The 23860-nt window shown below is 57.2% G+C and carries 15 protein-coding genes and 1 tRNA gene; 8 read left to right on the top strand and 8 right to left on the bottom strand.

The window, feature by feature from the left end; all coding sequences use genetic code 11:
• Nucleotides 1-72 precede the first annotated feature (72 nt).
• Nucleotides 73-1254, top strand: coding sequence for an MFS transporter (locus DYL61_RS01240; RefSeq protein ID WP_135306912.1), 1182 nt, complete (start codon nucleotides 73-75; stop codon nucleotides 1252-1254).
• Nucleotides 1255-1755: 501 nt separating this feature from the next.
• Nucleotides 1756-2049, top strand: coding sequence for a helix-turn-helix domain-containing protein (locus tag DYL61_RS01230; RefSeq protein ID WP_135306862.1), 294 nt, complete (start codon nucleotides 1756-1758; stop codon nucleotides 2047-2049).
• A gap of 385 nt (nucleotides 2050-2434) precedes the next feature.
• On the opposite strand, the gene DYL61_RS01225 is transcribed toward DYL61_RS01230, so the two are convergent.
• The 5 genes from DYL61_RS01225 to DYL61_RS01205 form a co-directional block, all read right to left on the bottom strand.
• Nucleotides 2435-2508, bottom strand: a tRNA-Gly gene (locus DYL61_RS01225).
• 111 nt (nucleotides 2509-2619) lie between these two features.
• The gene (locus DYL61_RS01220; RefSeq protein ID WP_135306861.1) at nucleotides 2620-3504 is read right to left on the bottom strand and encodes an alpha/beta fold hydrolase; all 885 of its coding nucleotides are present in this window, start codon (nucleotides 3502-3504) and stop codon (nucleotides 2620-2622) included.
• A 307-nt stretch (nucleotides 3505-3811) separates the two neighbouring features.
• Nucleotides 3812-4504 carry a pseudouridine synthase gene (locus DYL61_RS01215; RefSeq protein ID WP_135306910.1) on the bottom strand — a complete coding sequence of 231 codons (693 nt, stop codon included), beginning with the start codon at nucleotides 4502-4504 and terminating at the stop codon, nucleotides 3812-3814.
• Nucleotides 4494-4706: a cysteine-rich CWC family protein gene (locus DYL61_RS01210; protein ID WP_135306860.1), complete on the bottom strand. Its 213-nt coding sequence runs from the start codon at nucleotides 4704-4706 to the stop codon at nucleotides 4494-4496. Before DYL61_RS01210 ends, DYL61_RS01215 begins: the two co-directional genes overlap by 11 nt.
• Nucleotides 4707-4789: 83 nt before the next feature.
• Nucleotides 4790-6412 carry a methyl-accepting chemotaxis protein gene (locus DYL61_RS01205; protein ID WP_135306859.1) on the bottom strand — a complete coding sequence of 541 codons (1623 nt, stop codon included), beginning with the start codon at nucleotides 6410-6412 and terminating at the stop codon, nucleotides 4790-4792.
• Between the two features lie 316 nt (nucleotides 6413-6728).
• On the opposite strand from DYL61_RS01205, the gene DYL61_RS01200 reads away from it, so the two are divergent.
• On the top strand, nucleotides 6729-7085 hold the full coding sequence (locus DYL61_RS01200) for a hypothetical protein (protein WP_135306858.1): 357 nt from the start codon (nucleotides 6729-6731) through the stop codon (nucleotides 7083-7085).
• A 161-nt stretch (nucleotides 7086-7246) separates the two neighbouring features.
• Nucleotides 7247-7681 carry a DUF3757 domain-containing protein gene (locus DYL61_RS01195; protein ID WP_135306857.1) on the top strand — a complete coding sequence of 145 codons (435 nt, stop codon included), beginning with the start codon at nucleotides 7247-7249 and terminating at the stop codon, nucleotides 7679-7681.
• Between the two features lie 4 nt (nucleotides 7682-7685).
• Here DYL61_RS01195 and DYL61_RS01190 read toward each other — a convergent pair whose 3' ends face one another.
• A complete protein-coding gene (locus DYL61_RS01190) occupies nucleotides 7686-8798 on the bottom strand; it encodes an enoyl-CoA hydratase/isomerase family protein (RefSeq protein WP_135306856.1) in 1113 nt (370 codons plus the stop codon).
• Between the two features lie 136 nt (nucleotides 8799-8934).
• Here DYL61_RS01190 and ung point away from each other — a divergent pair, with 136 nt between their 5' ends.
• The 4 genes from ung to DYL61_RS01170 all read left to right on the top strand — a co-directional run bounded on the left by ung (nucleotide 8935) and on the right by DYL61_RS01170 (nucleotide 16582).
• Nucleotides 8935-9627: a uracil-DNA glycosylase gene (gene ung, locus DYL61_RS01185; protein WP_135306855.1), complete on the top strand. Its 693-nt coding sequence runs from the start codon at nucleotides 8935-8937 to the stop codon at nucleotides 9625-9627.
• 170 nt (nucleotides 9628-9797) lie between these two features.
• On the top strand, nucleotides 9798-11801 hold the full coding sequence (locus DYL61_RS01180) for a hypothetical protein (RefSeq protein ID WP_135306854.1): 2004 nt from the start codon (nucleotides 9798-9800) through the stop codon (nucleotides 11799-11801).
• Between the two features lie 198 nt (nucleotides 11802-11999).
• Complete coding sequence (locus tag DYL61_RS01175; RefSeq protein WP_167497925.1) at nucleotides 12000-14072, top strand: hypothetical protein; 2073 nt, start codon at nucleotides 12000-12002, stop codon at nucleotides 14070-14072.
• A gap of 251 nt (nucleotides 14073-14323) precedes the next feature.
• The gene (locus DYL61_RS01170; RefSeq protein WP_135306852.1) at nucleotides 14324-16582 is read left to right on the top strand and encodes an autotransporter outer membrane beta-barrel domain-containing protein; all 2259 of its coding nucleotides are present in this window, start codon (nucleotides 14324-14326) and stop codon (nucleotides 16580-16582) included.
• Nucleotides 16583-16672: 90 nt separating this feature from the next.
• On the opposite strand, the gene DYL61_RS01165 is transcribed toward DYL61_RS01170, so the two are convergent.
• Together DYL61_RS01165 and DYL61_RS01160 are read right to left on the bottom strand one after the other, a co-directional pair.
• On the bottom strand, nucleotides 16673-20305 hold the full coding sequence (locus DYL61_RS01165) for a YncE family protein (RefSeq protein ID WP_193559417.1): 3633 nt from the start codon (nucleotides 20303-20305) through the stop codon (nucleotides 16673-16675).
• A gap of 141 nt (nucleotides 20306-20446) precedes the next feature.
• On the bottom strand, nucleotides 20447-23854 hold the full coding sequence (locus DYL61_RS01160) for a YncE family protein (RefSeq protein ID WP_135306851.1): 3408 nt from the start codon (nucleotides 23852-23854) through the stop codon (nucleotides 20447-20449).
• Between the last annotated feature and the right edge of the window lie 6 nt (nucleotides 23855-23860).

Genomic DNA, 23860 nt, shown 5'->3' with positions numbered 1-23860 from the left:
GCACAAAATAAAACGAGAGGTTTCATGAAACCGCGCCTGCATCGTGCCCGTCTTGCCCTCGGTTCCTGCACCATGACCGACACCGTCATCGAAACCTCCACCCGCCGTCGCTCGCTGATTGCAGGCTGCGGCGCCCACGCTGTGCATGATGGTCTGACCGATGTCATCTACGTGCTGCTGCCGATCTGGCAGGCGCAGTTCGCACTGTCCTACGCTCAGATCGGACTTTTGCGCGGTGCCTATTCCGGGATGATGGCGGTGTTCCAACTGCTGGCCAGCCGTGCCGCCAAGCGCTGGGGACGCACGCCAATGCTGGTGGGTGGCACTGCACTGGCGGGCGCCGCCTATTTGCTGGTCGGGCAAGCAAGCGGGCTGACCTTGTTACTGCTGGCATTGTTGTTGGGGGGGCTTGGGGCCAGTACTCAACATCCGCTGGCGTCATCGATGATCACCGACGCGTACGAAGACGGTGGCGGGGTCAAGCAGGCGCTGTCTCACTATAATTTTTCCGGCGACATCGGCAAAACCCTGATCCCGGGGTTGGTCGGCCTGCTACTCACGGTGATCAGTTGGCGCGCCAGTGCCACACTCCTGGGGCTGCTCGGCCTGGCGGCGGCGGGACTGTTGTGGTGGTTGATTCCCCGCCAGTCGCCAGCGTCCATGGCGTCTAAAAAAACCAGGCCCCAGAGTGGAAGCGGCTCTGCCAGCGGCCTGCGTGCGCTGATCCTGACCGGCACCCTCGACAGCGCCGTGCGCATGGGCTTTCTCACCTTCCTGCCGTTCCTCTTGCAAGCCAAAGGCGCCGGCACCGCCGGTATCGGCCTGGCGCTGACTTTGCTGTTTATCGGCGGCGCCTTCGGAAAATTGCTCTGCGGCTACCTCGGTGCACGCATCGGCATGATGAAGACCGTGTGGCTGACAGAAACCAGCACGGCCTTGCTGATCGTGGCAGCGGTGGACCTACCATTGGCTGGTTTGATGGTGATGTTGCCGGTACTCGGACTGGTGCTTAACGGCACATCCTCAGTGCTCTACGGCGCCGTGCCGGACTTGGCCGGTGCCGGAAAACGAGAACAGGCCTTTGCGTTGTTCTACACCGGCACAATTGGCGGCGGGGCGCTGGCGCCGGTGGTGTTTGGCGGGGTGGGAGATGGGCTGGGGGTGCCGGTGGCGGTGATGGTGTTGGCGGGGGTGTTGATGGTGACGTTGCCGTTGGCGTGGGGCGCGCAACGGGATATCGCGGTAAAAGACTAATGGTTTTTTCAGATGGGAAACTCAGTTGCGTCCTACGTCAGTTCACTCGTTCTGTGGTTGTAGAGTTTGTACTTCACAAATTGTGGCGCATCTTTGATATGTCGATCTGCGAGTGACGAGTGGGCGTTGCTTGACAATAGGTGGCAAGATTAAGCTGTTTATGCGCCAGTGACGTATAGCCGTGAGCATGATATTTATTGAGTCACCCGCATTTACCGAGGATTTGGCAACACTGTTGAGCGAGGAAAGTTATGGGGAATTCCAAGCGTTTCTGGCCGAGAATCCCGCAGCCGGGGATGTCATTCAGGGGACCAATGGCCTGAGAAAAATCCGTTGGGCTGTGCCGGAGCGGGGGAAAAGTGGTGGTGTCAGGGTGATTTACTATCACCTCTGTAGGGCGTATCAAATTAGATTGATCCTTATCTACAGAAAGGGCATCAAGGATGATCTCTCGTTGACGGAAAGAAGGGTTTTGAGCGAGATAAACAGAAGGTGGGAGTGATGGATAAAAAACTGTTCAATCGTCTGGTCGAAAGCATGACCCAGATGGATGAGATCGTAAGAGGTGAGTGTCCTCCTTCCCGCGAGTTTTTTGTTGATGCTTTGAAGGTAAAAGAGATTCGACAGGCCACGGGGCTTTCTCAGACGCGCTTTGCGAAAGCGATTGATGTGCCTGTAGGGACACTTCAGAACTGGGAACAAGGACGGCGCGAGCCAGAGGGGCCAGCAAGAGCATTATTGCGGGCTCTATACAATGACCCGTGCCACGTCTTGGCAGCGTTGGAGCGGAGATAATCGTGAAGTGTCGGTGCTTCATGCACATCAGAGCCGGTTATGCATCGGCTTTTCTTTTTTGATTTCCCTGTAGATGTATTTCGCCTCGCACTTTTAGTCTTGCGAAATTGCCTACACAACCATCGGAACGCTTCGGGTTGTGCACCGAAAGCGCGCTACTTATGGTTTGTCAGGCACCGCCCGCGATTGGCGATGCTCAATGGCAACTGTGTGTCGGACGCTTCGAGTGTGCCGGTATCCCGAAAGCTACCCGGCCTGCTCGTCCGCGCACAGTTGTCGCCCTGTCGAATCACCCAATTCGAGGCATAAAAAAACCGGTCACCAAGGACCGGTTTTTTTTGCGTCTCTCGTCAAGCGCTTACTCGACGGGAGAACAGAAATTGAGTGGAGCGGGTAGAGGGAATCGAACCCTCGTCGGAAGCTTGGGAAGCTACTGTTCTACCATTAAACTATACCCGCTCAGAGCGGCTGACTTTGTACCAGATGTTCGCCAGGATTTGAAGTTTTTCTTCAAAAATGTGTGGGTTACAGGTGGCGAGGGAGCTTGCTCACCGCCTGTAACCCTTCATTTCAAATTGCAAATGCATGCTGTGTCTGGCCTTGGTGATAGCGCAATCGGCTGACCTGCCGCTCTGGTTTCAGAAACCCGACGACCGCCTCCCGAGTATCCCGGCACGCTGCCTTGTGTTCCATATCCAGAAAATGCCCGGTGGCCTGCACGGTGCTGAAGCGGCTGTTGGCCACATGCTGGCCAAACAGCTTGGCATCCTCGGCGCTGGTGTATTCATCCCATTCACCGTTCACAAACAACACCGGAATGTCGATTTGCTTGGCCGCCTTGATGTAGCACAGCCGGTCGCTGTTGAGCACTTGGCTGATATGGAAGTGCATCTGCCCATATTCATGCTCGGCCAGGCTGCTCACGTGCTTGTAGTTGAAGCGCTTGAACAGCGACGGCAGGTGTTTGCCGATGGTGCTGTTGACCAGGTGGCCGACGCGGTCGCGGTCGAGGTTGCTGAGGTAGTCGACGCCACGCTCCAGGTAGTCGCGCATGGGGGCGTTGATCACCGGTGAGAACGAGCTGATCACGGCTTTTTCCACGCGACGTGGACGCTGGGCGAGGGCGACCAAGGTGGAGGCGCCGCCCCAGGAGAAGGACAGCACGTGTTCGGCGGCGAAGTGGTCGATAAGCTCCAGGAGGATCTGGCCTTCGACTTCTTTCGTCAGCATATGCTCATGGCGGTTATGGATTTTGGACCGGCCAGCGTAGGGCTGGTCGTACAAAACCACGTTGAACTGCGGGTGCAGGTTTTTCACGGTTTGGGCGAAGGATGCCGTGGTGGCCATGGAGCCATTGACCATGATGATGGTCTTGGCCGCTGCATCCGCGCGATAGAACTCCGTGTAAACCCGATACTGACCCTGTATATCCAACACAGCGATTTCTGGCCTCATGTCGTAAGACTCCTGGCAAGCGGGTAGGGCGCGCAGATAACTCTGCACGAGCTTTGTGACAGGTAGGCATACGCCTGGAAAAGTGAGAGCCCATGTCGATCCGATGACGGCTGGCCGACGGGTGTTGTTATGGCGGGCAGTTTTGCCTGGAAGGCCCGTAGATCAAGCGCGGGCGGGGGCAAAGTGTTTCTTGGAGGTTATAGGCGACTCGCCAGTCATAATTTGGCTGGCGTTTTGATTCAAGCAGCAGAGGTGCTGCCTCGCAAGGCGACCCAGCGGTTTTTTGCCATCACCGGCTGAACGGTCGTCAGACCTGTCGGATTTCTTCGTCAGTCAGTGCCCGGTACTCACCGGGCGCGAGGGCTGTGTCCAACACCAGCGGCCCCATGCGCTCGCGATGCAGGCCGATGACCTTGTTATTGAAGTGCCCGAACATGCGTTTCACCTGGTGGTAACGGCCTTCGATAATGCTCAGTCGCGCTGTCGTCGGGCGAAGCACTTGCAGCTCGGCGGGCTGGGTGGTGAGGTCTTCAAAGGCAAAGTACAGGCCCGCCTGGAAGGCCGACGCGTACTCCGGGCCAATGTCCTGCTCGGTCTCCACCCAATAAACCTTGGGTAATTTGGTCTGCGGTTGGGTCAGACGCCGCGACCATTGGCCGTCATTGGTGATGATCATCAGACCGGTGGTGTTGAAATCCAGGCGGCCGGCGATATGCAGCTCGTCTTTATCCGGTTCGTCCAACAGGTCGATAACGGTCGGGTGCTGCGGGTCTGACGTGGCACTCACGCAGCCCTTAGGCTTATGCAACATGAAATAGCGCGCCGGCTTGCCCACCTGCAACACTTCACCGCCTACACAGACCCGGCTGAATTCACGTACATCATGGTGAGGGTCGTCGACCGTCACCCCGTCCACTGTCACCTGTCGCTCAACCAGCAACAGGCGTACCTGCTTGCGATTGAAACGAGGCAGATTGCTGAGAAACCGATCAATCCGCATGGCGGCCACGCAGTTGTTCATCCACCTGGGCGCAACGCGGACACAGGCAAGCCTTGTTGCGCAGTTCATCCGGCAGCGCTTCGAGTACCGCCGGGTTGATGCTGACGCTGTAGCACCAGCAGGCTTGGTCGGCAGTGCGCGGGTCGGCCAGGGCGCAGTCGTTGCGCGCACCGCAGGCGGGGCAGAGGGTTGGCGTAGTCATGGTCAGTTCAGGCTGAAAGGTGCAAGGTCCCGGTGAGTCCCGGTGTGCCTTGCACGATACAGCGCAGCCCTGGCGCAGGCTACTTACAGCTGGAACTTGCTGACCAATACATTGAACGAAGTGGCCAGGCGCGACAGGTCCTGGCTGGACGCGTTGGTCTGGTGTGCTCCGGCGGCAGTCTGGGTGGACAGGTCCTGGATGTTGAGCAGGTTGCGGTCGACTTCCCGGGCGACCTGGGCCTGTTCTTCCGAGGCTGAGGCGATCACTAGGTTGCGCTCGTTGATCTTCGCCACACTGGCGGTGATCCGCTGCAATGCTTCACCGGCGTTCTGCGCCAGACCTTGAGTGTTGTTGGCCCAGGTGAGGCTTTTGTTCATGGCGGCCACCGCGTCATCGGCACCGACCTGTACTGCGCCGATCATCTTTTCGATATCGACCGTGGAGGTCTGGGTACGATGGGCCAGCGCCCGAACCTCATCGGCCACCACCGCAAACCCGCGACCTTGTTCACCGGCACGCGCCGCTTCGATGGCGGCGTTGAGGGCCAGCAGATTGGTCTGGTCGGCGATGCCCCGGATTACATCAATTACCTTGCCGATTTCGCGCACTTGGCCGGCGAGGTCCGCCACCGACTGCGTAGAGTCGTTGATTTCGCCCACCATCGAACTCATGCCGGACACGGCTTGTTCCACTTGCTGGCGGCCATCCTCGGCTTCGGCGGTGGCCTGGCGCGAGGCTTCGGAGGTGGACACGGCGTTACTCGCCACTTCGTCCACCGCGGCGGTCATCTGGTTGACGGCGGTGGCGGCCTGTTGGATTTCGTCGTTCTGGCGGGTCAGGCCACGACTGCTCTCATCGGTGACCGCGCTCAGCTCTTCGGCGGCCGATGCCAGTTGGTCAGACGCGTTGGCGATTTCCACCAGGGTACTTTTCAAGCCGCCTTGCATGTCCGACAGCGCCATCAGCAGTTGCCCGGCTTCGTCGGTGCGCTGGGTGACGATGGCCTGGGTGAGGTCGCCGTTGGCAATGCGTTGGGCGCTTTCCACCGCTTGGGCGATGGGGCGGGTGATCAGGCGGGTGATCAGCACGCCAATAGTGATCGCAATGATGAAGGCCAGCACGATGCCGCTGATCATCCAGGCCAGTGCGCTGGCACGCAATTCATCGGCCGCGACGGCACCTTCCTTGATCTGGCGGTTGTTGGACTCGATCATCACGCGGATCAGTTCACGTGCCTGGCGGAACAGCTCGTTGTTGGTGGTGTTGAGTTGGCTGCGGGCCTGTTCGATGTGGTCACTATCGAGCATCGCGATGATGCGCTCGGAGTTGCTGATGTAAGTCGGCCAAATCTGGTCGAGCTTATCACCGGCCGCCCGTTCGTCATCTTCCAGCGGCGTGGCGCGGTAGGTGGCGTAAGCGGCCTGGCTGCGTTTGAGTTCGTTGCTGATGTCCTGGCGTACACGGTCGCGGTCCTGTGCCGAGACGTCGCCTTTGCTGGCATCCATCAAGCGGTACAAGCCGCGGTTGTGGGCAACCAGGCCATTGAGGGTGGCCGCCGTATTGCTGACGGAAACCAGGTTATTGGAGAACGTCAATTCGAGGGCGTTGGCAAGTCGGACGACGCCTTGGATCCCCAGCAGGCCGACCCCGAGGGTGACCAGCGCACACATAAGAAACGAAAGTAGCAGCTTGGTGGAAATTTTCATGGGTCGAATCCGGCGATAAGGGCGAAGGGCTCGCACTAGAGCCTCCCTGGCATTATGCGATATCACAATGACATCATCGCAATCGGCAAAGTTTCGAGCCAGGTAAATTTACTGAATCGATAAATCAAAGGAGCCGTTAAGCCTGCTTGATACAGGCTCGGCCAAGCTGTATCCGGCGCCCTACGCAGATGTATCAAGTTGTTACTGAAACGCACCAGATTCGGTTTTTGATGTCAGATATTTCGTCATTCATTGAAAGATGAATGCCGCCCCCCAGCGTCGCTGGAGGCGCTCTTTCGCGGTCCAGGAGGCCGCCATGTATCGACGACTGCTGCTCAGTGCTTTACTCGGTCTGACTCTTTCGGCCTGTGTGCCCTACTACGATGGAGGCTATCGATCCGAGGTCTACACCTCACCGGCGCCGGTGTACTACTACGGCGGTGGCACGGCGTATCAATACCGTCGTGATTACTACCCTGCACCGCGCTATTACGCGCCTCAACCGCGTTACTACTCGGCGCCGCGTTATTACCAACCGGCCCCTCGCTACTATCCAGCTGGCCCCCGCGCCGGTTATCGACCTTATCCAAACCAGGGCTGGGGGGATCATGGGGGAAATGGTGGGCACGGACGCGGTTCCGATCACGGAGGTGGCCGCGGCGGTCACCGTTGAAGGGCCAGTACTGCAAGCGGCGCACGATGCGCCGCTTTTTTGTGGGTGCCGTTTATCCGTACTGTCAGATTTAACAGCTAGGCTTCGAGGTTCTAATGCATTTCACTGGGTGGGAAACCGTTGATTTTTCCCGAGTGCCTGGTGGGTTTATGGAACTTAATATGTTTAAACACGTGGTATGTAGTTTCTTATTGCTGGGCGGCGTGATCACTCACGCGAAGGCAGAGCAGGGCTGTCCCTATCCTTCATCGATCCGTTTCGTACAGGGTTACTTCCAGACCGCAGGAGGGAAGGCGTTTTGGCAAAGCGCGAAGGTGGAGTCCCGGGACTTTGTCGACGTATTCATTGGCGCTGTGTTTACCCCGGGCAAGGGGCAAGAGCGAAACAATGGCTACCTTGAAAAGTGCCTCTACCGCACCGGTACGGGGCAGGTAGTGGCCTTGCGTTATGGTGGGCCGGTGGCAGTCGAGAGCATGTCGCTGACCAGCACCTTGTATTGGAATCTTGTTAGCGGTCCATTCGATCAGGACATTTATATCTGCCAGGACAGCCAGCCGGACAACTGCTCCTTCATGCTCGACCGGCCCAAACCTTGAGCTGTCAATAATCGGAAAGGTCTGCCAGAGGATTCCTACCTTCCCAGGCTTTATTAAAGTGCGCGTGTACCACCGCTTCGGGGACGGTGTTGATGTCGGGCCAATGCCAGCGAGGCGAATGGTCTTTGTCGATCAACCGCGCCCGCACGCCTTCGCTGAATTCCGGGTGACGGCAGCAATTGAGGCTCAGGGTGTATTCCATCTGGAACACCTGGGCCAGGGACAGGTGGCGAGCCCGCTGGATCTGTTCCCACACCAGGTGAGCCGTCAGCGGGCAGCCTTCGCTCAAGGTTTTGCCGGCACGGCTGAACAGCGGGTCCGCGTGTTCGCGAAGTTGGCTCAAGGCGCGCCACGCACACCGCACATCGCTTACGTCGAGCCATTCGTCAATCTGCGCGCGGCGTGGCAGCCATTGCGCTTCGGGTTGCTGGTCGACGGCTTCTTGGGCCAGCGCTTTAAACAGGCTGTTGAGCTGCATCGCGGTCTGCTCCTGCCAGTTCAGTTGCAGCAGGCCATCGAGCAGTTCGTCTTGTTGATCATCACGCAGAAAACGGTCGGCCAGGCCCAGGTCCAGCGCATCACGCCCGTTGATGTGCGCGCCGGTAAGACCAAGAAATAGACCGAGCTTGCCCGGCAGGCGCGACAGGAACCAACTGGCGCCCACATCGGGATACAAGCCGATGCTGATCTCGGGCATGGCCAACCGGCTGCTCGGCGTGACGATACGCACCGCAGCGCTTTGCAGCAGGCCCATGCCGCCGCCCAATACGTAGCCGTGGCCCCAGCAGATCAGCGGTTTGGGGTAGGTGTGCAGGCGGTAGTCGAGACGATATTCCGCGGCAAAGAACTTGGCCGCCAACGCCGGCACGACGCCGGGTTGCTCAAGGCATTCCATGGCCAGGCTGCGCACTTCGCCACCGGCGCAAAACGCTTTGGGGCCGTTGCCGCGCAGCAATACACAGACGATGTTCGGGTCCTTGGCCCAGGCGTCCAGGCGCTCGCCCAGGGCCAGGATCATCGGCAAGGAGAGTGCGTTGAGGGATTTTTCTGCGTCGAGGCTGGCGATACCAATGCGGGCACCGTCGCTGCCGGTCAGCTCTTCGAAGTGCAGGTTCATCATGACCTCATTCGGGGAAGTGAAGGATCAGTATGATCCTTTGGTAGGAAAGTGCCGGTTGTGTGTCAGATCAATTGACAAGCGGGGTCGGCTTTCCTAGGGTTCGCCACATTCTTTTTTACAAGACCTTTCAACCATGACCGAAGACGACCGTATCAAACTCGAACCCAGCTGGAAACACGCCCTGCGGGATGAGTTCGAGCAGCCGTACATGGCCCAGTTACGCGAGTTCCTGCGCCAGGAACATGCCGCCGGCAAAGAGATCTACCCGCCCGGCCCGCTGATTTTCAATGCGCTCAATTCCACGCCGCTGGACAAGGTCAAGGTGGTGATCCTCGGCCAGGACCCGTACCACGGCCCCGGCCAGGCCCACGGCCTGTGCTTCTCGGTGCAACCGGGCATTCCGACGCCGCCGTCGCTGCTCAATATCTACAAAGAGCTCAAGCGCGACCTGAACATCGACATCCCCAATCACGGCTGCCTGCAAAGCTGGGCGGATCAGGGCGTGCTGCTGCTCAACACCACCATGACCGTGGAGCGCGCCAACGCCAATGCGCATGCGGGCAAGGGCTGGCAGTTCTTTACTGATCGGATTATCGAAGTGGTCAGTGAGCACCAGCCGCACTTGGTGTTTTTGCTGTGGGGCGCCCATGCCCAGGGCAAGCAGAAGCTGATCGATGCGACCAAGCATCTGGTGCTGACCTCGGTGCATCCGTCGCCGTTGTCGGCATATCGCGGGTTTTTGGGGTGCGGGCATTTCAGCCGTACCAACAAGTTTCTTGAGCAGAATGGTGAGACGCCGATTGATTGGTGTTTGCCGCCGCTTTAAGCACGCGTGGGTACAACGCAAGCAAGCGTTGCACCGTAGGCACCTGTGAGTTCTGACAGTATTCAACCTGTCGATTTACGTTTTAACTGTTCTCCTGACCGTAGGCGGCGGGTTCGCACCAGCGCAGTAGCCCATGGTCGCCACATCATGGGTTGCGTTGGGAGAATGAGATGACTGACTCGAAGGTGCGCCAACAGAAAAAAACCGTCGCCAAAAAGGCCCGTCCCAACAAAAGAAAAAAGAGCTCTCCTGCTGAGCCTGCCGCACCATCGCCCGGGGTGGTGGGCCCACTACCGGAAGACAGCCTTCCACTGTTATGGGACGAAGCCGCACACAAAATCCCCCTGTCAATTCGGGGCCAGCCTTTCAAAATCACCATTCCAAGCGTGTGGATGCCCAATAACGCAGCCACGAACGTGCGCACCAACATTCGATACTTCTGGAAGGGCGACCACGTGTGGACCGAGGAGATCCTCGGCCCCTATGATCCCACTCTCCTGTTCCCGTACACCAAAGCGCTGCCGGCATGGTTGCTGGATACGCCCGGTGTCAGCCAGATGTATTACGAGATCAGTGGGGTATTGTTGCCGACGGGCGAGTCGGAGCGAACGCTGATTGATGTCGACGATCTTGCCCCCAACCAGGATAACCCGGGTGCCGAGCTGATATTCGGCCCCGACACGCTTGACGGCGTGAGTGACGCCGAGCTCACCGCCGATGCAGGTATCCCCTGTGAAGTTCCACGTTATCTGGTCATGCGCACCGAAGACGTGGTCATGGTGTTCTTTGGGACCATCCCCAATATCGACTATGTCGGCAGTTTTACGGTTGAACGGCGTCACATTGAAGACGGTGACCCACTGCTGTACCTGATTCCCGAGGCAGTTGTTCGCACCAGTGGTGGTGGTGAAAGGTGGGCGTCCTATCGGTTGATGGATCGTGTCGGCAACATCGGACCTTTTTCCGCTCAGGTCAAACTCGATATCAACCTGGTTTCCTTGCCCGATTTGCTCCGGCCTTTGGTGCCTCGGGCAGAAACCGATGGCCTGATTGACCTGGATGATATCCGCCAAGGCGTGAGTGTCTCCCTGCAGAGGGTGATAGGGGCGGAGGAGGGCGATACCCTGACTCTGCGCTGGAACACCCATATTCTGGCGACGATTACCGTAGGTGCGACGCAGATCTGGCCCATTTCCGTGGACGTCACGTGGCTGATATTCCTGGTTGGCGGGTTTGACGCTCGATACCCGGTAAGGGTCTGGTACGCGTTTGCGCGGGGTTCGCTCACCAAGAACTCACCGGACACCTTTATTGAAGTCGATGCTACGGTGGCAGGTGATCCCCCGGTCAGCCCCGATCCGATCAACCCCGCGTTGCCGCCTGTAACGGTCAAAGGGGTCACCGAGGATAACGTGGTCACTCCCGCAGACTCACCCGGCCCTGTCTTGGTTGAGGTGCCTTTGTTCTTCAATCCGCAGGTGGGGGAAAACCTGCGTCTGTTCTGGGGCAATGACGCCACATTTGCCGATATAAAAGTGGTCGATCCCGGAGATGTCGCCGGGCAAACCGTGCAGCTGTATGTGCAGTGGGCCTTGATCGTCGCGGGGGGTGGGCTGGTAGAGGTTTATTACTGGACCTATAACGGCGTCAATTATCAACGTAGCCCTGCCACTCAAGTGCGGGTTGAGTTAGACACGTTAACGGGGCTGCTTGCGGCCACCCTGCAGAATAATCACCCGAGTAAATGGATTACCTGCGATACCGTCCCTCAGCCCTATGAGGCGGTCATCCTGGGGATTCCCTGGAGCACGACTCACTTTGAAGTCGGCGATAAGGTCAGGTTGTTCTGGAGCAGTCACCGCACGACCAATGGTGGGGGGGCGCCTATTGCGGGGTCTCAGGTCTGGTTTGAAGTGGAGCTGACGGATGCCCACAGGACTGCTGGAGTGGCAGAGGTCTACATAGAACCCTTCGACCCGTTGATCACAGTGCCTGGGCTGATTCCAACCAATGGTTCCGGGTTGTTTTACTACCGTCTCTACAAAATGTCGGGCCCAACCGGCAAGTCAGCTGCCAATTTCGCACGGATTGATCTTATTCGGCCCGGTGGAACGACATGCCTCGCGCCTCCTGCAGGTAAGCCGTCGAAACCCGGCAAAGCAAAAACCCAGTAGAAAACAGGTTGAACGACAGAGGGGCTTAGGCCCCTTTGTTGTTTTAAATCAGGTTCGGCCAATGCAGCATTAGCGCTAATCAAAGTAATCGCGCACGTTCTTATTGTTTTTGGCGATGTGCCTGTTTGCACGGCAATACAACGACGACGACGCTTGATTGGTTAAATCGCAAAACTGTCAATGTTGACAGGTGTGCGAATGATGTTGGAAGTGCCTAATACAGATGGCCTTATGTCCGTGAGCGAGACGGACGAGTTATCTAAACTTCCGGAGTCAACCAAGATGGCAAGTTTAAAGAACACCAACAGCCCCAAAGAGCCCAAAGCTGGCAAGAAAGCCAAGAAAAAAGCCAAGACGGCTGTTCGCTCGGTTTTGACAGAGCCTCGATCCACGCGAAGAGCCCCACGGGCAGGCTCACTTGCTGCCATAGACGTGTTGAATGCGCTGCCAGATGTGCCCGGTGGCCAGCCTGGTTTGATGAGTATCGAGACGCTTTATCTCGTGGGTTTGAGGATTGAGATCCCCAGATGGTCTCCAGGGGGAGGCGGCCCGTTTGCGAGGTACGGTCTGGAAATCAGGATCAATAATTCGCTCGTGGGGCCCCGTGAGGACCTTGGCCCCAACCTGAATGCCCCCGAGCTGGTATGGCCTCGTCCTTACACGTTCAATCAAGCGCAATTGGGTGATCATGGTCTCAAAAACCTGACCTACGAAGTGTTTCATGGTACGACGTCTGATAGTTCGCTTAGGGCGGCGGTCGTTACGGTTGACCGATACGACACGCACGCCAGGATCCGGCCGGCCAGAGCAACGCTTCCGGCTTGGGTGGTCAATGGCAAAGTGACGGTGGAGTTGCTCGACGTTTCGACTAACCTTTTGACCGTCACCTGCAGCCCTCGGTTTGATCCTCAGGTAGGGGACCGACTCAGTATTTTCTGGCATTACACGGATCCGACGCCGATTGCCACAGTCACCGATTTGCCCGTCAATAATTCACCGGTGAGCGTTACCTTGGACAAGGCGGACATATTGGCCATGGAATCAGGCGTCTACCAACTGGCGTATATCTACTACGACCGCGCCGGTAATGAAACGACCTTCCCCCCGTATTTGACGGAGATAACGCTTACACGTGAACCCAGTCCTGCAAACCTGCAACCGCCTGTCGTGCCCGAAGCGCCGCTGGATCGGGAGGATGCTCAGTTGAATCGCGCCTATGTTCGAATCACGGGCTACGACAACGTTGAAATTGGCCAACAAATCGTTGTCAATTTTAACGGGCGAATGATCTATGCAACGGTTAACAACTTAACGTTTCCTAAAGACATTCCAATACCGTGGGCCGATTTGGCGTCTGGAGGTGAGGATGCCCCTTATACTGCCATGGTCTTTTACGCGATTATTGCAAACGGTACTGCCTCCCCGACTTCCAGCTCGATCAGCGTTCCCGTGGATCTGACTGCTCCGGGCCTGACACCAGATCCGGGTGGCCCTGGTCCGGTCAACCCTAATCTTGGGCGGCTTACAATCACCTCGGCTGGCGGCTTGACCAACGAGATCGGCCCGGGCGATACAGGTAATGCCACGGCCACTTTTGCGGTGTATACCGGTGCTGTGGCAGGTGACCGAATCCAGATTTACTGGAAAGGCATACCGGCGTTGACCCCCCCCTACACCGTTACTGTGGCGGATGAGACGGCTCCACAATTCAGTATCCCGGTCCCTGCGTCAGTCATTGCCCTGGGGGGGGATGGGGTACACGATGTTTTATACAGCCTCAATAATGGAACCAACAACAATTTCATCGACTCCCTGCCAACCCCAGTCGATGTGAAACCGTCCCCGCTTGTTGATTTGGAACTGCTGCAATATCCAGATGCGCAGGGGACTGGGGCTGACGAAGATCCGTTCTTCATTAACTGTGATAATGGCATTACGTCAGGCATCAAAACCAAAATCATCAGCCCGGGCAAATTGAAAGCTGGCGATCAAGTGACCCTGGTATGGGTGATCTATGGGCCTGATGACTTCTACTCGTCAGTCGTGGTGCTCGAACATGAGTTCCCTCCGGTGACCGTCACGTTGGATCACTTTTCAGGACACCCTGGCGAAATATTCACGGTGCCCTTCGCCACTTACATTTCCCCCGTCACACAGGGGCGTGTCGAGGCTTATTACAAAGTACTCAGGCCGAGTGGTGCTCCGGGAGAGTCCGAGCCTAGCCTCTTGTACGTCAGTCGGTATCTGCTGGGCGGAGGCGTTTGCGGCTAAAACGCTGTTTTAAATGCATTGAGTGACGTCCATTAACCCTTGGGGGCAAGCCCCAAGGGTTATCGATGCTGGCTTGAGGGTTCACCTCAAAATTTCGCCCACCCACCATTAAGGAAAGTCCTACAGGGTCGTTGATTCGGCCTACATGAAGTTCCCCTTCGGGTACGTAACCTTGGCGCCTCTGAAAGCCTGAGTCGATGAGTCCTGTAATCGATTGGCTTGTTCAGTCATCCGACTAGAGGTTCTACCCTATGAATACCCAAGTACTCTTCAAGCGCTCGCGCTTGTCTACCGCAATCAAAATCCTGGCGCTCGCGCCTTTTTCACTGGCGGCAACTCACGTGTCTGCCGTAGACCTGGGCTCAGGTCAGCAACTCGTCATTGATGCCGAGAGCCCGTTTGATCGCTACACCCTGAAAGATGGTGCCAAGCTGACCTCCAACGGTGGTTCGATTCTCAGCGTGCTGTCGCAGAATTCGATCTTTGAGATGAATGGTGGCCAAGTGGTTGCGGGCTCCGAAGACGGCGTTCGGTTGTTCGGCAGCCAGGCAGCCATTCGCGACGCTCACATTTCCAGTGCCAGCGGCATTGGGATGGTCGTGGGCGAGCAGGATGGGGTGGGCAGTCACGCGGTGGTGTCCAACAGCTTGATTGAAGGGGCCACCTATGGCGTCAACCTGGGGCGGGAAAGCACGCTGCAGATGATGAACACCGATGTCGTCGGTGGAGAGTTCGGTGTGTTGGCCATTGACGGTAACCTGGCCGCGCAAGGCGGCAGTATTACCGGCGGCACCAATGGTCTTTACGTCTATCGCAGTGGCGGAGAAACCGCACCCACCCGCTTTCACCTTGACGGCACCCGCGTCGTGGGTCAAACCGGTGCGGCCATTGTGGTGGATGGGCCGGGGACGGGCGTTACGCCGATCACCCTCACCAATGGCACCACACTGGAAGGTGGTAACGGCAATATGCTGGAGTTGCTCAACGGCGGCTCCGCTGACGTACTGGTCAACAACAGCAACCTGACCGGCAACATTCAGGTTGGCAGCGGCAGTGCCCTGGACCTGAACCTGGATTTTGCCTCCATGAAAGGCGACATCATCAACAGTGGCGGCACCGCCAATGTGGGCCTGAACAACGGCGCGATCCTCACCGGCCGCCTGGAAAACGTCGACAAGCTGTCGGTCAACAGCGACGCCACCTGGGTGCTGGTCGATGGCCAGGATGAACTCAAGGAGCTGTCGATGAATGGCGGCAACGTCAAGTTCGGCGACTCGGGCGCGTTCTACCAACTGGACGTGACCAACCTCAATGGCACGGGCGGCACCTTTATCATGAAGGCGGATTTCTCCACCTTGACGGGCGACTTCCTCAACGTGACAGGGACTTCGTCCGGCGCCCACCAGTTGCTGATCTCCAGCACCGGTGCCGACCCGTTGTCCGATGACCGTTTGCATGTGGTGCACACGGCCGACGGCGGTGCCACGTTCAGTCTGGTCGGTGATCGTGTTGACGTGGGTACCTATTCGTACGGCCTGGTCAGTGATAACCGTGACCACGATTGGTACCTGGACCCGAACAACAAAGTGATCAGCCCGAGCACCAATTCGGTACTGGCGCTGTTCAACGCGGCACCGAGCGTGTTGCTGGGTGAAATGACCACCCTGCGTACCCGCATGGGCGAGTTGCGCTTCAACGATGGCAAATCCGCTGGGTTGTGGAGCCGTGCCTACGGCAACAAGTACGAAGTGTCCAACGACAAGACCGGCCTGGGTTACAACCAGTCCCAGCGCGGTTTCACCATCGGTGCCGATGCGCCGTTGCAAGCCGGTGATGGCCAGTGGTTGATCGGTGCGATGGCCGGCCACAGTACTTCGGACCTGGATCTCAACCGTGGCAGCAAGGCTGAGATCAAAAGCTACTACGTCGGCGGTTACGCCACCTGGCTGGATGCTGAAAGCGGTTTTTACTTCGATGGAGTGCTCAAACTCAACCGCTTGCACAGCGATTCTGACGTGGCGATGAGTGACGGTAAGAAAGCCAAGGGCAACTACACGCAAAACGCCGTGGGCGCTTCGGCGGAAGTGGGCCGTCACATCAAGTTGGACGATGGCTATTTCGTTGAACCCTACGGCCAACTGGCCGCAGTCATCACCCAGGCTCAGAGCTACACCCTGGACAACGGCCTGCAGGCCAAGGGCGACCGTTCGAGCACGGTGATCGGTGAAGTGGGTGTAACTGCTGGCCGCAACTTCCAACTGGAAAGTGGCAGCGTGTTGCAGCCGTACCTCAAGGCCGCCGTGGCCCATGAGTTCGACCAGAGCAACAAGGTGTTCGTCAATGACAACTCGTTCAATAACGACCTGTCAGGTTCACGCTTGAAGCTGGGTGCGGGCGTGGCGATGTCGGTGTCGCAGAACCTGAAGCTGCATGCGGATCTGGAGCGCAGCGTTGGGCAGAATATCAAGCAGCCGCTGGGGGTTAATGTGGGGGTGCGTTGGGAGTTTTGAGGTCAGGCGATTGCTAAGCGATTGCACGGTGTTGGTTTAAAACGCCCCGTACTGGACAGTACGGGGCGTTTTTTTATCGGCGCTTGAAGTTTACAGTTTAACGATTGTTATCAGATCTGCGTTGGGGCTCGTAACGTAGAGGTATTGCCCGTCAGGTGAAACAAGTAGTGCGAAAGCGGGACTCGGAAAAGACAGTGTGTCTACGAGTACCGGGGTGGTGCCACTGGTATCCAACACTTTAACCGTGTTATCGCTGACATAGGCGCGTTTCAGGTGAGGATGGCACGCTACTCTCTGAACACTTGTAAAACCGGGTAACGAACCGACCACTATGTTGGTGTGGTAATCCATCATGCTGACTTGGTTAGTTGTCGCGCACACTGCCCGAGTGCCCTCTGCCTCAAATGCCACGTCATTGACGGGGCCTGAAAAACCAGGCGTGTTACCTATTAGGGTATCTGTGCGTAGGTCAATCCGTTGCATGTATGGATAGGTTGAATTGCGATTAACAATTAAAGCGATTGCGCCATCGGGGTCGGGTTTAATTGAGTAAGGATAAAGTGGCCTGCTAAGTATGATACGTTTTGAGAATGTGTTGCCAGGGGAGTTGAATATGGCAATGCCAAAGTGGCTTGCGGAATAATCGCCGTAATAGACTTTCGAGTCATTCTTGTTTGATGCTGCGGATAGAGCCCAGTAATCGTTGTAGTTCCAGCCCAAGATGCCATAGGTATCGGTGCTGAATATGTAGTTGTAGACGCCCTGCCCTAAAGCGCCGGCGTTGGCCCCAAACAACCTTGTGCCGTCATTGCTGATTGCAATGCCTTGAAGGCTTGAGGTCACTATTGTATGAACGACTTTCTGCTGTAGGGTGTCAATAACGCTTATTGAGCCATGGTTCATTACAAACAGCTTTTTCCCATCCGGGGTGATAACTATCTGACTTGGATTATCTCCCACAAGAATTGTTTTGATTATCTGTGCCTTGCGTTGAATGACATAAGGCATGGGTTTCAAAGCAATTGCCGTATCTTTATTATTAAAACCGTCCAATGAAACGCGAGCATGAACGGTCATGTTTGCACCATTGTCAAAGCCGCTCCAATAATCTCTGTCAATCAAATCCGACGTGTGTTTAGCCGTAAACTCGGCTGCACTCACGACCTTCCCGGTACGTTGAGGATGGTCTGGCGGGCCTTTTAAGTCGATAAAAACGGACTGATCTTTGGCAAAGAAAGGCCAGGCTTTTATTTCGACGTGGTTAGCCAGACTGGTATCGATCACTCCTCCCGACGCTTCAGGTACGCTCACCAAATCACGTGCTTGTTCCGACAGCGCATCCACGTTAACGGTCAGCTTGGGAGACTCAATAATGTTTCCGTTGCGCTGCACTTCAAAATGCACGGTGAAGGACTCACCCAGATAAGTTGCGACAAAATTACTGTTCCAGGAAAACGTGATGTAGTCATGGCCTGCATCCGGAACGCCGGGTCTAGACGGGATATCGGGCATCCCCGGACCTAGCTTGTTCTGCACCACCAGTTTCACCAGGTCTGTGGGCAGCATCAGATATTTGGCCCTGAATGTGACAATACGAGGCGAAGGCGTCCAGACGTTCTGCGGATTAAGTTGCGTGACGCAAGGTGACACATAGGTGCTTTCGAGCAGGCTTGGGCATTCAGTGATTTGCAGCATCGCACCTACGTTGACGACCAGCGGCAGAGATTTGAGCGGTGTGTCTGTAGGCAGTGTCCTGACTTCCCAGTGCAGTGTCATGGTGCCTTCTTTGTTCGCCAGCACGATAGCGCGTGGAATCGTGAAGGGCAGATCAGCGCCGAACCAGGTGGACGTTACCTTCAGCCACGAGGTGGTGATACTGCCACTTGGTTTGCTGCCATTGGCAACAAGTCTGACTTCATCGTTCAGGGCGATGCTCGAATGTGGATGGACGAGTGCCTTCAGGTTGCCTTTGCTGACGAGTTCGTTAAAAACATGGTCAGGCGGTGGTGCTTCTGCTGATGTAGGAGGTGGCAGCGTCACTTGAATGTCACCCACCTGGACGGTCACCGATTTAGAGGGGCGAGCGGTGTCGTTATTGACCACGTAATACGCCGTGAAGGAGGAGCCCTCCAGGGCGGAGAATACGCTGAAGTAGTCCAGATAGAAGTCGATGTCTCCAGTGCCTGCGATCTCTGTGTATTTCGCATACACAGGGGTGCCGTCCAGGGCTTTGCCTTCGATGATCAGGTCGACTTTGTCACCGGGGTCTTGTTCGAAGAAGCGCACGGTAATTTCCACTGGATCGGTATCTACCGGCAAGACTCCGCCCTGCACCCCTTTGACTATAGGGGCTGGTCGGCTGTTGTCAGCAGGTACGCCTCGCATGCTGTAAATCACGGCATTGGAGGGTGTATTCGCCGCACCTACCCGCACGCGTTCGTACGTAATCAACAAGCGGCCCCCCGCAAGTTTTTTGGCAAACGTCAATGGCAGGGGAACGTAAATGCGTAGCGCGTTGGGCTGAGGTACGTTGGCCGTTTCGGTATGTTTGAGAGGCTCACCTGTCGAGGTCAGCCCGAGATAGGTGACAAGTACTTTGTCATTCGCAGCCCAAGCATAATTTCTGATCGGTACTTCAAAGCTCAGGTCGCTCGATTGTGTATCGGTGTCAATGAAGTCTTCGTCTAAATCTGCATCGTATTCGGACTCAGGCACAAGTCCCTCAGGCAGCAACGGGCCGACGCCCCCGCCCACGTTGCTTTGTATAAGCCTTGGCATCGAAAAACCGTGGGACTGATTGCCGGCCTTATCCCTTACAAACCATTCAAGGATGTTTACCCCAGGCGTCACCTGCAGCCAGGTGCCGTAGTTGATGGTGATAATGATGGGCGCGTCGCCGGAGGCCTCAAAACTGGTGACTGTGTGGGTGACGATCACCCCGCCAATACTGATGAAGATCACATCAGCTTCTTTGCGGTGGTAGACCTGATCCACCAGCGGGTTCACAGGGTAATCATCAATGATCACCTTGATGCCGAGTTGAGCGGCCGCCTGGGTGATGATGCCAAAGGCTTCGATGGTTGGATCTTCGAAGCGGGGCCGCGCCAGGTTTTCATTGATGGTGGGGGTACTGGTCTGTGGGTCTAGACCTCCGGGCGCTTTGGTGTCCACCCAGATGTCCAAAAGGGTGGTCTCCTCTATGGTGCCGTTCAAGCGCCTGACGAAGCCTTGCAGTTTGTTGAAGGCCTGGTCGATAAACCGGACGGACTCAATGTTCAGCGTAATATCCTTACCAATGGCGGCGTCGGTCTCGGAGACGGTGTAGCTTTTGACCTCCAAACCATTGAGTTCAACCCAGACAAAGTCATTCTCAGCCTGTTGAAACCAGGCTTCGAGGATGTAGATGACGCCGAGGGCGCTGACCGTCAGCGCGGCGTTGTTAAGGGCGCCGTCGGTGCCAGGGATGGGAGTGAGGTTTGGAATAAAGGGGTACAGTTCAGCGAATGGCAGCCGGGTTGCAGGGGGCCTGTGAAAGCCTGGAGGGCAGCCTCCAAAATCGGGCCTGTCAGGCAGGCGACCTCCAGGTTTTTTGCTGGGTCTTTTGCGCTGCACCGTTGGCATGCAGCCAAGCGGTAGGGCTGGCGGCGTAGTTTGATCAGGGGTCGGTTCTGCCGATGTGCAGTGACAAGGGGCGGCGGGTAGGGAATTTTGATCATGTGTCATGACGGGATACCTGTCTGAGTATTAATCAAGAGCACGACCCGTAATTCATCGTTGAATTGAGTCGGGGCCTTGATTCAGCGCTCTTCCTCCCGCCCTGACTAGCTGTGAGAATTGACAGTACCGACCAATGGAATTAACGAGTCACAGCACCACCACCGATACCGTGTCATTACTTGCATTGGCCACATAGGCATAGACGCCATCCGGTGAAACCACCACGCCCCGTGGCTGACTGAACCCGGCATAGGTGCCAATAACGTTCTGGGCCCGCGTATCGATGAGGGTCAGTAAGTTGGCGCCGCTTTGGGTGACGTAGGCGCGTTCCAGTTTCGGGTGAAAGGCTACGTCATAGGGGCGTTGCAGACCGCTCAGCGTCTGGCTGACCTGCAGCGTTGTGGTATTGCCGATCACCACAGTGCCTCGGTCGGGTTGCGTGATGTAGATACGTTGCAGCATCGGGCTATGGGCGATTTGCTGGGGCAGCGAGAATGTGTTCGCCTGGCTGAGCTGGGCATTGTTTGCCAGGTTGAAGGCCCGCCAATCAAATGCGCCGGCGATATGTGCACGGGTTCCGTCCGGGCTCAGCGCGATAGCGCTGGGTCGGCTGGTGGGTACGCGGCTGACCACGTTATGGCTGGTTGTGTCGATAATCACCATCTCTGAGGCACCGTAGTCCGCTACATACAGGCGCGTGCCCGTCTTGTTCAGCGTGAGCCCGTGCACAGTGGTAAAGCCTGTGAGTGTGTGAATCGTCGAGTAGTCTTGCGTACTGATCACGCGAATCGGTGTATTGGCCGCGTTGCTGTTATCCGACACGTACAAGCGGCTGCCGTTGGGGTGCAAATCCAGCCAGAGCGGTGAGCCTATGTCAGTAATCGTGTGAATGACCCGGTAGTTTTGTGTGTCGATTACCGCCACGGATCGGGGCGTGGTGGCTTGGGTCAGGTATAGCCGCGTGCCGTCGGCACTGAGTGCCAGGTTTGTGGGCGTGCCGGCTGCGCGGATATTGGCCATGACCCCTTTGGTGTTCTCGATCCGATAACTGACGGTGCCCAGCTTGACCGCGAAGTCTTTGTGCAGACTGCCGTTGAGTGAGACGTGGGTTTCTACGGTTAGCGTACTGCGGTTGGGGAGCGAGCGCAGAAAGGCCGCAGGCAAACTATGTTCCACGCGTTTGGCTGCGAACTCCGCCGCACTCAGTGGCGTGCCTTCGCGCAAAGGCAGGTTGGCGGCGCCTTTGATGTCTATCCATATCGACTGCCCGTTGCGCATGAAGGGCCACTCCAACACCCGCACGCTGTGAGCTTTGCTGACATCAATCACACCTGCCGCCGCCTGCGGCACGCTGACCCGGTCGAGATGTTGAGCCGGCAGCGTCTCTACCGTAAGGCTCAGTATTTGCGATGACGTGCTCGCGCCACCCCGGGTGACGATATAGGACACGCTGGCCTGCAGGCCGAGATTGGCGGCAATCACGTGGTTGGAGATGCTGAAGTCGACATAACCCAACGCCGGGTCGGCGGGTTTTGGCGCGATCACCGGAGTGCCCAGGCCGAAGGTACCCTTGAAGATCGGCTGAATATCATCCCCCGCCATCATGGGGTAGCGTATGCGTAGAGTGACCACCGGTGCGGCCGGCGGCAGCACATGCAAGGGGTTCAGCGTTGCTGTTGCAGGGCCGGAGACGGTGCTTTGCAGGATCAGTGGCACGTTCAGTTGCAACGCACTTCCTACCTTCATCACCAGCGATTGTGAATACAGCGTGCGTTGGCCGGGCCGCTCGACGCTGTAGTAGAGACGGGCCGAACGGTTGAGGTTGGCAAGTACGTAGACGCGCGGGACCACAAACTTCAAATCCTCGCCGAGCCAGGCGTCGGTGATCAACCGTCGCATGGGGGGCGCACTGCCGCCCAGTGCGCTGCCTTCGAAATACAGCACCACTGTTGTTCCGAGCACAAATGACGTGTGCCATTTGACGGTGACATTGGCATTGGCGCGAGAGATCTCCGGGTCAAAGGTCAGGTCGGGTTCCGGCGCCTCGAGCACTTGGACCTTGGGTAACGCCTCTATCGGTTCGCCGATCAGCAGGTTCAGCTCCTTTGACGGCGGACGTTGTCCGGGCAGGTTGATGTAGTAATAGAGGCGCAGCGTGCCGCTTTCCAATTGGCGAATATCACCCTCCGGGCCGTTGGCGAGATCGAACGGGATGTCGCCCGTGCCCGCCGGTAGGCGGTGCTCCTGATAAAACCCATGGCCATTGGCATACTTGCCGTCCAACACGAGGGTTACGCAATCGTCAGGGTGCTGGCCCATGTAGGAACGGACTATGACCCTGACGGGATCGGTGAGCGGGTCGAGGACGCCACCGTTGGCTGCTGGTACGTGAGGTGCATCCAGTTCGCTGGCAACCGGCGTACCCGTCACTTGGATGAAGCTGTTTTCCGAGGGCACGCCAGGCTGGCCTGGGCGAAGCCGCTCATAACTGAGTTGAGTCAATGCGCCTATCAGCACGCTCAAATCTGCGTTTGGCCATGGGATATCGAGGTACGTGATGGCCGGTGAGCCAACAAGGGTGCTGTAGATTTGCTCCAGCTCCACCCCGGCCAGGGTGCGTCCCTTGACACTGGCCCGCAGCGTGTCGCCGCTGGCCCAGCCTTTACCGGCAATGGGGAATCGCAACGTTGCGCTCTTACCTGCCAGCTTGTCGGCATCCAGTGTGCCGCTGGGGGCCTCGACGATATGTGCTGGGTCCAGCAATTTCTCGTTTGGATTCAGGCGCACCTCAATCATCTGTGACGGCGAGCGGCCGGGCGTGTAGTTGCCCGATTCGTCCAATACGTCATAAGCGCAGGCATGCCGACCGCTGCCGATCTTCAGCCAGGAGCCATAGTTCACCGTCACCGCAATCGGATTGCGATTACTCGCCTGGCCTTCGGTGACAACGTGTTCGATGATTTCACTGCCAATGATCAGCCGGATTTGGTCGCGCACAGATCGGTGAGTATTGGTGGGCAAGGTGGGATCGACCGGATAGAAATCGATGCTGACGGCAACACCCCGCTGGGCTGCCGTCGAATCAATGAGTGTTTGGGCGAGTTGTGGGCGCGCCAGGCGTTCGTTGACCCAGGGCGGTGCCACGATGGGGTCGTTACCGGTCGGTGCCACTTGATCGACCTTGAGGGTCAGGCGCTGGGTCTCTTCGCGGCGTGAATCCAGATGCGTGACGACCATGTAAACGGGCCCCACCGCTCCATCCGACAGGTGTGCCAAGGGGATGCGCAACACAATCGCTTTCTGCTCACGGGCTTCCTGGTCTGTGACCGTATGGGTATCAACCGGTATGTCAGGGTTGGCGCAGATCAGCGCGATGAAATCACCTTCGGCCTGGCTGGCATAGCTTCTCAGGATGCAAATAAGCCCGTCATTGCCATGGGACTCCAGCAAGGCCTTATTGACAGCGCCACTGAAACCGACCACCGGGGCTTTCAACCCGGGGATATACGGCGTCAGTTGTGCGACGGGAGGACGGGCATTTCGGGCTGGGCGCATGTTGTT

This window comes from Pseudomonas nabeulensis, from assembly GCF_004682045.1.
Lineage (GTDB): Bacteria > Pseudomonadota > Gammaproteobacteria > Pseudomonadales > Pseudomonadaceae > Aquipseudomonas > Aquipseudomonas nabeulensis.
The sequence above is the reverse complement of the archived record's forward strand: the minus strand, read 5'-3'. Positions and strand labels throughout refer to the sequence as shown.